This is a genomic window from Balnearium lithotrophicum, from assembly GCF_900182585.1.
Taxonomy (GTDB): Bacteria; Aquificota; Aquificia; order Desulfurobacteriales; family Desulfurobacteriaceae; genus Balnearium; species Balnearium lithotrophicum.
Genome location: NZ_FXTM01000007.1, coordinates 60,280 through 69,683, shown reverse-complemented (window position 1 = coordinate 69,683; position 9,404 = coordinate 60,280). Strand labels below are relative to the sequence as shown.

Sequence of the window (9,404 nt, the reverse complement as noted above, 5' to 3'; positions counted from 1 at the left end):
GGTTTTTCCGCACCAGTAGAGGTATTTGACGTCTATGAGGACTGTTCCGGGTTTATCGGCTCTAAGTCCTCTTCTGGTGCGGTTCTTTTTCCCTATTTGTTTTCTTTTCTTAAAGTTCCATGTGAGTTTTCTGGTTCTTTCTATTAGATTGTTTCTCTTTAAAACTCTGTAGATGGTTGAAGGAGAGACTTTTATGTCGAGGTATTTTTCTATAAAGACTGATATTTTTTCTTTGCTCCAGGTAGGGAATTTTTCCCTTACTGTGATTATGAGAAGTTCAAGTTCTGGTTCTATCTGAGGTTGTCTTACTCTGTGAGGTCTTTTGTTTCTGTCTTTGAGGCCTTCTAAACCGTACTTTTTGTATCTATTTTTCCATTTGTAGAAGGTGGTTGGACTTATTCCGAAGTATCTGCAGGTTAGTCTTGCATTTTGGTGTTTTTCGTAGTGTTGAATCCATTTAAGTCTTTTTCTCACGTTTGGGTCTTTTGTTAGGTCGAGTTTGGTTTTGATTTTCGTTCCTCTTTTGATTGTTTTTTTGAAGGGTGTATTTGATATGTGCAGGGATGTTCCTTTGAATTTCTTTAATTGTTTCATTGGTGGACACTTCCTTTTGTTGGAGTTCAAATCTTATTTTAGGGTGTCCACCTTCTTTCTGAACTTCAACAGTGTAAGAAATCTTGCCTTTAAAGTTCTAATGCTATAAACTACACCAACACAAATTAACCTCAGAATTGGAGGAATGGAATGCCAAATACAAAGTCTGCCAAGAAGAGGCTTCGTCAGAACATAAAGAGAAGGGAGAGGAACAGATACTACGTTAGAAGGATGAAAACAGAAGCTAAAAAGGTTCTTCAGGCTGTTGAGGAGAAGAACTTAGAGCTTGCAAAGGAACAGTTAAGAACTGCAATGAAGTGGATTGAGAGGGCAGCTGCAAGGGGTGCAATTCACAAAAATGAAGCTGCAAGAAGACAGTCAAGAATATCTAAAGCAGTTGCACAGCTCGAAAAGGAACTTGCAGGAGAAAATCAGTAATCATATATTATTGAATGCTCAGTAGGGCCGTAGCTCAGTGGGAGAGCGCCACCTTGACGCGGTGGAGGTCAGGGGTTCGAAACCCCTCGGCCCTACCATTAATGGAAATAAAAATGAAAAAGGAAATAAACCTTACCCTCTACGCAATAACCGATGAAAGATTCCACAATAAAGAAAACATATACGAATCGGTTGAAAGGGCTATTTTAGGTGGAGTCACTGTAGTTCAGTACAGAGCAAAGAAAAAAATGGCCTGTGAAATGTACGAAGAAGCCCTTTTGGTAAGGGAAGTTACAAGAAAATATCACGTTCCCTTTATAGTGAACGACAGATTAGACCTTGCCCTTTCAGTAAATGCTGATGGAGTTCACGTAGGCCAGACGGATTTACCCATTCATGTGATTAGAAGAATTGTAGGGAGTGAATTCATAGTTGGACTTTCTACACATAATTTAGAACAGGTCAAAAGAGCCAACGAGGAAGGTTTAGCGGACTATTTAGGATTTGGTCCTGTCTTTCCTACAACCACAAAGGAAAATCCAGACCCTGTTACGGGAATTGAGAATCTATGTAAAGCTGTTGAAATTTCAAAAATTCCCATTGTTGCAATAGGTGGAATAAACTCTTCAAATATCTTTGAGGTTTTAAAGTGTAAACCTGCAGGAGTTGCAGTTGTTAGAGCTATTTTTGAAAAGAATGCCCCTGATAAAAATGTAAAAATCTTAAAGAAATTCTTTAATAACTTTAATAAATGAAAGATAAAATACTAACTATTGGAAATAAACTTATAATTTTAAGTACATTCCTCTTTGCAATTTCGATACCTACTTCCATTGCCTTAGATGGTGTATCTGCTGGAATAGGCCTATTAGGGTTAATGATTGTCCTCTTAGTTAAAGATTTTAAAAATTTACCTTCTATGAAACCTATTATACTTCTACTTATACCTGAAATCTTAAGTTCTCTAGTTTCTTTTCCGAAGGAAATTTTAAAAACTGATTTTAACCATAAACTTACACCATATTTTGTGGTCTACAAAACTCTTAAACAAGATAGGAGTTCCCTTGAAAAACTAATATTTGTTTTATCTATTTCTTCTTTTATTCTCTCGCTCTCTGTAATATTTCAAGCCTTTACCTGGCAGGATGTAAAACACATTGATATACATTCTCTCTCATTTCATTTAACTCCGATGAGAGCAAATGGGCTTTTGGATAATCCATTAACAACAGCTGGTGTTATCTTTCTACTATTTTTCTTATTTTTAGGTTATTTTTTGCAAAATAAAAACTATTACTATCTATTTATATCTTGTTCTTTAATTGTTGCATTAATACTAACAGAAAGTCGCTCTTACTGGTTGGGGTCATTTTTTTCTTTCTTACTCTTATCAATCCTACTTTTTAAAAGGTATTGGAAATTTCTAATTACTTTTTGGGGAATAGTGGTTATTAGTGCCACTGTGCTGTTCCAGATACCTAACTTAAAGGACAGACTGTACAGTATAACTAATACAAGAACAAACTGGAGTAACGTTGATAGGTTAATGCTATGGAAGTCGCACATAAAAGCCTTTATTTATGATTATTCACCCCTTGAAAAGCTGATTGGTGCAGGCTACAAGGCTTCAGATTATGCCTGGAAGAGATTTCCTGAAAGTTATAAAGAAGTAGTTAAAACAGAATCATCTAAAAATCTAAAGATTCATTTTCATGGAGGTTTAACTCATAATATTTATCTTAAATTTTTAACGAAGTATGGTATATTAGGATTAATTGGATATTTAAGTTTTTGGCTTTTAATTTTTAAAGAAAATTTAAGAATTTTAAGAACTAATCCGCAATTGCTACCTATTATATCCTTTTTAATATCCTGTTATTTTGGGTTTTTGGTCGCAGGATTCTTTGAAAATAATTTTACCGATTCAGAAATTAAGTATACTGTTATGTTTATTTTGGGACTGAACTTCTTTATTGTGAATCATAAGGTTTCTTTACTTGATAAGTAAACTTTTTTCAGCTTCTTTAATATAAAGCTGAAACATTTTCTTATCATCAAGAAACTTATTGACGGAAAAATCAGGTTTAAAATTCATAGTTTTCATTATACATTTAGCTAATTCATTGGAATTAATAGCATTTAGTAGAAAACCATTCTTTCCTGAAACTACAAAATCTTTTGAACCCGTATTTTTTGAAACAATTACTGGAACATGCATTGATAAAGCTTCAGTTACAACATTCCCAAAGGAATCGTAGAAGGATGGATGAGCTAAACAATCTATTACAGTGTAAAAGTCCTCCATCCTTCTTATCTTTCCTAGAAAATGAACTCTTTCTCTTACTTTTAAACTTTCAGCAAGTTTTAGATATTTTCTTGGATTTCTACCTCCAGCTACAATAAGATGTACATTATTTGGCAGTTTTTTTAGGGCTTCAATAATGTGATTAAGACCTTTCAACTTAAAGTTACTCGAAGCAAAACCTATGACAAAAATCTCTTTACTAATGTTTAAATTTTTCCTTAGCCTTTGTTTGTTTAATTTTCTATAATTAGAATTAAACCTGTTAGTATCAACACTGTTAGGTATGACAGATACTTTCCTCTGAAAAGTATCTCCATAGTATTCTTTAATTTCCTCTTTAACTTGTTCTGAGATAGCTATAATCCTCTTTGAGGAAAGTAAAATTTTCTTCTCTAAAGTTGGCATATAAACGTTAATTGGATTTAGAAATCTTGTAAATCTCTTTTTAATCCTATCTAAACCTCTATAAGCCTCTATCGATTTTTTTAAAAAACCTAAATGTGTTCCACCACCTGCTCTAAATACGTGGCAGTTTTGAACTCTATTAAATGAAAAGTTTACTGTGTTTTGGTTTTCCTTTTCTTGTAAATATTTATTAACCAAATAGTTAAATGAGTATGCTTTTAGAAATCTTCCTAACTTTAAAACCGGTAACTCCACAACTTTTCCTGAGAAATCAGATTCCTCCCTTTTGAAACATAGAACTTCCTCAAGCAATCCTGATTGGTAGAGAAACTTGGAAAATCGAAAAGCTATAGATTCTGCTCCTCCATACTGGGAAAATTTACCTATAATTACTCTTATCTTCATAACAGCTAAAAATTTAAGTCGAGGAGAAATTTTTGAAAGTAGTTTTTGTTGTTGGTGGCCTCCCATTTGGAGGAATTGAAAATTTACTGTTTGATGTATCCAAAGAGTTAATAAAAAGAAATTTTAGATTTAAAATTATTAATATATCAGGAACAGGTAGCAAGCTACAGGAATTTTTGAATGCTGGAATCTCTATTATCAATTTAAATAAAAATCTGAAAACCTTAAAAACTTATAGATTAGATACTGCCTTTAAACTTAGAAAATTGTTAAAAGAAATTTCTCCAAATATAGTACACTCTATGCAGTTTTCTGCTGATTATTTCTCTCGAATTTCCTCTCTATCTATCAATACAAAAATTATCACTCATATACACAATATAAAACGGGAACACAGAATAGAAAGAAGGATTTTTAATAAATTTTTATCTTTAAGAACTAATATTTTCCTTTCCGTATCTAAAGAAGTTTATAGAATTGTTGAAAAAGAACATAATTTATTTTCGAAGCCTCATTACATTCTCTACAATGGAGTGGACTTTTCAAAATTTAAAGTGAAAACAAGGTTTAGATTAGGTAGTTCATTTAAGTATATAGTTTGTGTAGGTCGCCTTGTTAAACAGAAGAACTTTGACATAGCTATAAAAGCTTTCTCCCTCATAGAAAAGGAACTTCCAAATACCAAACTGTTAATTGTTGGAGAGGGTAACGAGAAAGAAAAGCTTAAAGACCTTGCTAAATCCTTAAATCTATCAAATAAAGTTATATTTACAGGATATAGAAGTGATGTTCCTGGAATACTCAAACAATCACATGTTCTCCTAATGCCATCAGAATATGAGGGATTAGGAATAGCACATCTTGAGGCAATGTATGCCGGCTTACCTGCGGTTATCTCTCCAAATGTACCGTCAAAGGAAATAGCTTCAAACTGCAGTTTCGTTGTTCCTATAAATCCAAAGGATATAGCAAATGCTGTAAAAAAACTATTATCAGATGAGAATCTCTATAAAGAACTATCAGAAAAAGCTAAAGAAACTGCCAAAAATTACTCAATAGAAAACTATGTTAACAAACTTATTGATTTGTATAATGGAGCTTTAACGGGAAAATTACCGGATAGGAAGGTACTTTAATGGGATTTGTTGTTCTTCTTTACCATAGAGTTCATCCAGAGTTGGGACTTTCTCCTAAGATATTTAGGAAACAGATGGAATTTTTAAAAAATCACTTTAACTTAATTAAACTTGAAAACCTACAGAACTCTAAAAAGTTCCCTTCAGCTATGGTAACTTTTGATGATGGATTTTCAGACTTTCTGTTCTATGCCTTTCCCATCTTAAAGGAGCTCTCCATTCCAGCAGTTCTCTTTGTTTCACCCGATAGGGTTTTGGACACTAAAGGGATAAGGACATCTGCTGAGGATTCTAACGTTTCAACTTACGATGCCTTTAAAAATTCATTTTTGAGAGGAGACAACTCTCCTTTTTTGTCTTGGGGAGAGCTCCGCTACTTAGAGTCAACAGGGCTTGTTTCTGTAGAGTCGCACGGACTTACCCACAGAGCAGTTTTAGGAAAAGGAAAGCCTTATAAAGAGGGTAAGGACTGGAGGATATTTTCTCTACCGGAGGATGAGAGGAAAAGGGTAAAGGAGGGAACTGAACTTACAAGTATTTTAGTTTCAGAAAAAGGAAAGTCTGAAGAGGAGTTAAGGCTTTCTAAAGGAATTTTAGAGGAGAAACTTGGGAAAAAGGTAAAAGCTCTCGCATGGCCCTGGGGAATTTACAGTGAAAGAGCAGTTAAAGTTGCCAGGAGTTTAGGTTACGAGTTTTGTTTTACAACAGAGAGGGGATTTAATAGAGGTAACTATTGCAGAATAAAGAGACTTGCAGTTGGTAACAAAAAGGGTATGTTTTGGTTTAGAACTCGTAGCTTACTTTACTCTCTGTAGGGAGAAAAGGTGAAGGAATTTCCATTATGGATTTTTCGCTACTTAAAACCTATGAAGTTTCTTGTAGGTATTGCCGTTATTACCCTTATTCTAAATGCCCTTATAACTTCGTATTTGGCCTACTTCGTTAAGGTTGTTGTTAACTCTGTTTTTGTTGAAAAAAATGAGAGAATGATAAGTGTAATTCCGCTAATTCTGATTTTTCTCGTCTTCCTTAAAGGGGTAGTCTTTTTTGTTAACTACTACAGTATGTCCTATATAGGACAAAAGGTTATAGCCTTTTTGAGGGAGGAGCTCTACGAGAAGGTAATATCCTTACCACTTGAAGTATTTCTAAAGGAACCTCCAGGTTCTTTTATTTCAAGAATACTCAACGATACATCGCTCCTTCAGGACTTTACGACGAGGCAGATTGCCACGTTCTTTAGAAACACTCTTACAGCTATAGGTCTTGTAGGAGTTGTTTTCTATCAGGACTTTCAGTTAGCGGTTTTGGGCTTTTTGGGACTTCCTTTAATTGGATACGTTATTTCAAGAATAGGAAAGAGAATAAAGAAGTACACAGATAGGATGCAGGATAAACTAATAGTTGTTACAGAGCATCTTTTTGAGGCCGTAAAGAACATAAGGGAGATAAAGCTCTTTAGCTTGGAAAAAAAACTTTCGGAGTCTTTCAAGAGGGATAACGATAGGTACATAAAAGAGTTTATGAAGATAAAGAGAACGGAAGCAATATACCCTCCTATAGTTGAACTGACCGGAGCTCTCATCGTTGGATTTTTAATTTTCTACGGAGGTAAAAGGGTTTTAGCTGGAGAAACGACAGCAGGGGCTTTCTTCTCCTTCATTATAGCTTTAATAATGGCCTACGAGCCAATAAGGAAGTTGGGGCAGAACTACAATAGAATTCAGCAGTCCATAACTGTGGCCAAAAGAATAAGGTCCGTTCTTTCTCTTTCCAGTGAGTATGAGCTTAAAGATGGAGATTTAGAAATTAAGGGAGATGTAGAAAGGATTGAGTTTAAATCAGTTTCCTTTAGGTATCCAAATTCTGAAAAGAGAGTTTTAGAAAATATCTCTTGCCTGTTTGAAAAGGGAAAGAAGTACGCCATTGTGGGACGTTCCGGCAGTGGAAAGTCAACACTTGCAAGTCTGATTCCAAGGTTCTACGACCCAACAGAAGGAAGGATTGAGGTTAATGGGGTAGAGCTTAAGAGATTGAAGTTAGTCCCTTACAGGAAGAGAATAGGAATGGTTTCACAGGAGATTATTCTCTTTAGGGGAACTGTAAGGGAAAACATAGCAATAGGAAAACCAGATGCAACACTTGAAGAGATTGTCGAAGCAGCTAAAGTAGCAAACATACACAACGATATTATCTCACTCCCAGAAGGTTATGATACCCTAATTGGTGAAGGGGGAGTTCTCTTTTCTGGAGGGCAGAGACAGAGAATAGCAATTGCAAGGGCGGTTTTAAAAAGTCCAGACGTTTTAATCTTGGATGAGGCTACAAGTGCTCTTGATTCTGAAACTGAAAAGGCAATTCAAAGGGCAATTGATGAAATGTTCAAGGACAAAATTTTGATAACAATAGCCCACAGGCTCTCAACAATATTAGACAGTGACGAAATAATATTTATAAAAAACGGGAAAATCCTGGCAAGGGGAAAGCATAAAGAACTCTACTCTAAACTCCCTGACTATAAGAAGTTGGTCGATATGCAGTTTCTATCCCATTAGTTCCAAGATGGCCTTTTTAACACTGTCTACATTGGGAAATTTTCCATCTCCGTAAACTTCTTTTACTAAGGGAATTGGAGGAAACCAGCCTGAGTGTTTTTTGTCTATGATAATGGTCTTTGTCCCAACCGAAATTGAGAGGTGGGAGGCGAAAGAGTTAAGTCCTATAAAGAAGAGAGCTCCCTTAATAACAGATGCAGATTCACCTATGGAGAGAGCTCTCTCTGGAATTATAGTTCCCTGAAGGTTCTTGTATTTTTTTTTCTCCTCCTCCTCACCTTTTCCGTAGAGAAGAACTGTTTTAATACCCAATTCTCTATGAATAAAGGAGATAATTTCTTGGAAATTTTTAACTTCCCACATTTTTTCTCTCTTTCTCGCAGTCGGAACTATTACTGCATACTTGTCGAGTTTTAAACTTTTTACTGGCTTAAAGTTGTAAAACTCTGGTAGGTAATCCTGATAGTTTCTGACCTTTACTCCCAATCCCTCAAGGAGTTTGATTCTTTCCCAAGCAGTGTATCCTCTGTTTTCCCATTCAATAGGTACGTTGTATCCAATTTCAAAGTTTTTTTTCTTAAAGGCAATTCTCCTTGAAGAAAGGGAGAACAGCGTGATTCTCCTTGACCTACCTGTTCTTTGAACGTCTATTACTGCATCGTACCTGTTTCTTAATGTAGTTAAAACAGCTCTAACTTCTCCAACTATCCCTTCACTTAACGTTAGTATCTCGTCTATGTAGGGGTTTCCAAGAACGATACTCTTGCCAATTTCTGATGTTAGAAAGTGAACCTCAACACTTGAAAGATTTTCCCTAAGAGCTCTGCACAGCGGCGTTGATAACAGAATATCTCCCAACTGTCTTATCTGAATTATTAATACTCTCTTCATAAGATTCCCCACTTTTTAAGCTTCCCTAAAGCAAATTTTCTGAATTTTTCCCTCTTTCGGTCTGAGAGGTTAATTTGTGATATATAAACTTTAAGGATTTCTGTTAAATCTAAGTCCGGCCTATTTTTCCAAATATCATAGAGGTAGTCTGCAAACTCCTTTGCTGTTTGGTATACAGAAAAAGTAAAACTCATTGTTTCTAAATCTATTAATATTATTTCTCTGCCGTTAAAACCGAAGTTGGAGACTGATAAATCACCATGTCTTACAGATAGGTTATGGAGTTTTGCAGATAGACAAACACTTTCCAAAATGAGTCTTGAAAAATTGGCATCATTTTTTAATTTATCTAATGGAATGATATTTTCGTAATTGCTTATTGTGTAACCAACATCCAACTTTAGAAATTTCAGAAAAGTTTTCGATTTGTATCTCAAAACATCAATCGTTTTTATGTCTTTTTTATTTAAAAATTTAGAGAAGAAAAACTCATTCTCCGGTCGACTTCTGTTATAGATAGTTTTTATTGATTTCAAATAGACATTAAACGAATGACCGTAAAATACTTTAAGAAAGTATCTTTTTTCATCTCCTATAATGTATCCCTTAGTTCTCTTTGAGCTGTATAATTTTTTAACATTCATTCAATCCTAAATTATACTCTACAAATCAATA

General features: G+C 34.7%; 10 protein-coding genes and 1 tRNA gene. 7 read left to right on the top strand and 4 right to left on the bottom strand.

The annotated features are described in order from the left end of the window. Positions 1 to 594, bottom strand: a 594-nt coding sequence (locus tag FN732_RS03760; protein WP_142934869.1) for a helix-turn-helix domain-containing protein, incomplete at its 3' end; no start/stop codon positions are given. 150 nt (positions 595 to 744) lie between these two features. Between FN732_RS03760 and rpsT the strand changes: the two genes are divergently transcribed. The 4 genes from rpsT (at position 745) to FN732_RS03740 (ending at position 3,040) form a co-directional block, all read left to right on the top strand. Continuing rightward, positions 745 to 1,032: a 30S ribosomal protein S20 gene (rpsT, locus tag FN732_RS03755; RefSeq protein WP_142934867.1), complete on the top strand. Its 288-nt coding sequence runs from the start codon at positions 745 to 747 to the stop codon at positions 1,030 to 1,032. A 23-nt stretch (positions 1,033 to 1,055) separates the two neighbouring features. Beyond that, positions 1,056 to 1,130: transfer RNA gene (locus FN732_RS03750), tRNA-Val, on the top strand. A 15-nt stretch (positions 1,131 to 1,145) separates the two neighbouring features. Then, positions 1,146 to 1,787 carry a thiamine phosphate synthase gene (gene thiE, locus FN732_RS03745; RefSeq protein ID WP_142934864.1) on the top strand — a complete coding sequence of 214 codons (642 nt, stop codon included), beginning with the start codon at positions 1,146 to 1,148 and terminating at the stop codon, positions 1,785 to 1,787. Further along, on the top strand, positions 1,784 to 3,040 hold the full coding sequence (locus FN732_RS03740; RefSeq protein WP_142934862.1) for an O-antigen ligase family protein: 1,257 nt from the start codon (positions 1,784 to 1,786) through the stop codon (positions 3,038 to 3,040). The genes thiE and FN732_RS03740 overlap by 4 nt, the downstream gene beginning before the upstream one ends. Here the strand turns inward: FN732_RS03740 and FN732_RS03735 are convergent. Then, positions 3,026 to 4,147, bottom strand: coding sequence for a glycosyltransferase family 4 protein (locus tag FN732_RS03735; RefSeq protein WP_185954229.1), 1,122 nt, complete (start codon positions 4,145 to 4,147; stop codon positions 3,026 to 3,028). The two genes, FN732_RS03740 and FN732_RS03735, sit on opposite strands and share 15 nt — an antisense overlap. 32 nt (positions 4,148 to 4,179) lie before the next feature. Here FN732_RS03735 and FN732_RS03730 point away from each other — a divergent pair, with 32 nt between their 5' ends. Genes FN732_RS03730 through FN732_RS03720 form a run of 3 tightly spaced genes read left to right on the top strand, consistent with a single transcriptional unit; the run spans position 4,180 to position 7,838 of the window. Then, positions 4,180 to 5,283: a glycosyltransferase gene (locus FN732_RS03730; protein ID WP_142934857.1), complete on the top strand. Its 1,104-nt coding sequence runs from the start codon at positions 4,180 to 4,182 to the stop codon at positions 5,281 to 5,283. Next, positions 5,283 to 6,098 (top strand): polysaccharide deacetylase family protein, encoded by an 816-nt coding sequence (locus FN732_RS03725; RefSeq protein WP_142934855.1) that lies wholly within the window; start codon positions 5,283 to 5,285, stop codon positions 6,096 to 6,098. The genes FN732_RS03730 and FN732_RS03725 overlap by 1 nt, the downstream gene beginning before the upstream one ends. Positions 6,099 to 6,107: 9 nt before the next feature. Beyond that, positions 6,108 to 7,838 (top strand): ABC transporter ATP-binding protein, encoded by a 1,731-nt coding sequence (locus FN732_RS03720; RefSeq protein ID WP_142934853.1) that lies wholly within the window; start codon positions 6,108 to 6,110, stop codon positions 7,836 to 7,838. Here FN732_RS03720 and FN732_RS03715 read toward each other — a convergent pair. Continuing rightward, positions 7,827 to 8,729 (bottom strand): glycosyltransferase family 9 protein, encoded by a 903-nt coding sequence (locus FN732_RS03715; RefSeq protein WP_142934850.1) that lies wholly within the window; start codon positions 8,727 to 8,729, stop codon positions 7,827 to 7,829. The genes FN732_RS03720 and FN732_RS03715 overlap by 12 nt on opposite strands. After that, positions 8,726 to 9,373, bottom strand: coding sequence for a BUD32 family EKC/KEOPS complex subunit (locus tag FN732_RS03710; RefSeq protein WP_142934848.1), 648 nt, complete (start codon positions 9,371 to 9,373; stop codon positions 8,726 to 8,728). Before FN732_RS03710 ends, FN732_RS03715 begins: the two co-directional genes overlap by 4 nt. Between the last annotated feature and the right edge of the window lie 31 nt (positions 9,374 to 9,404).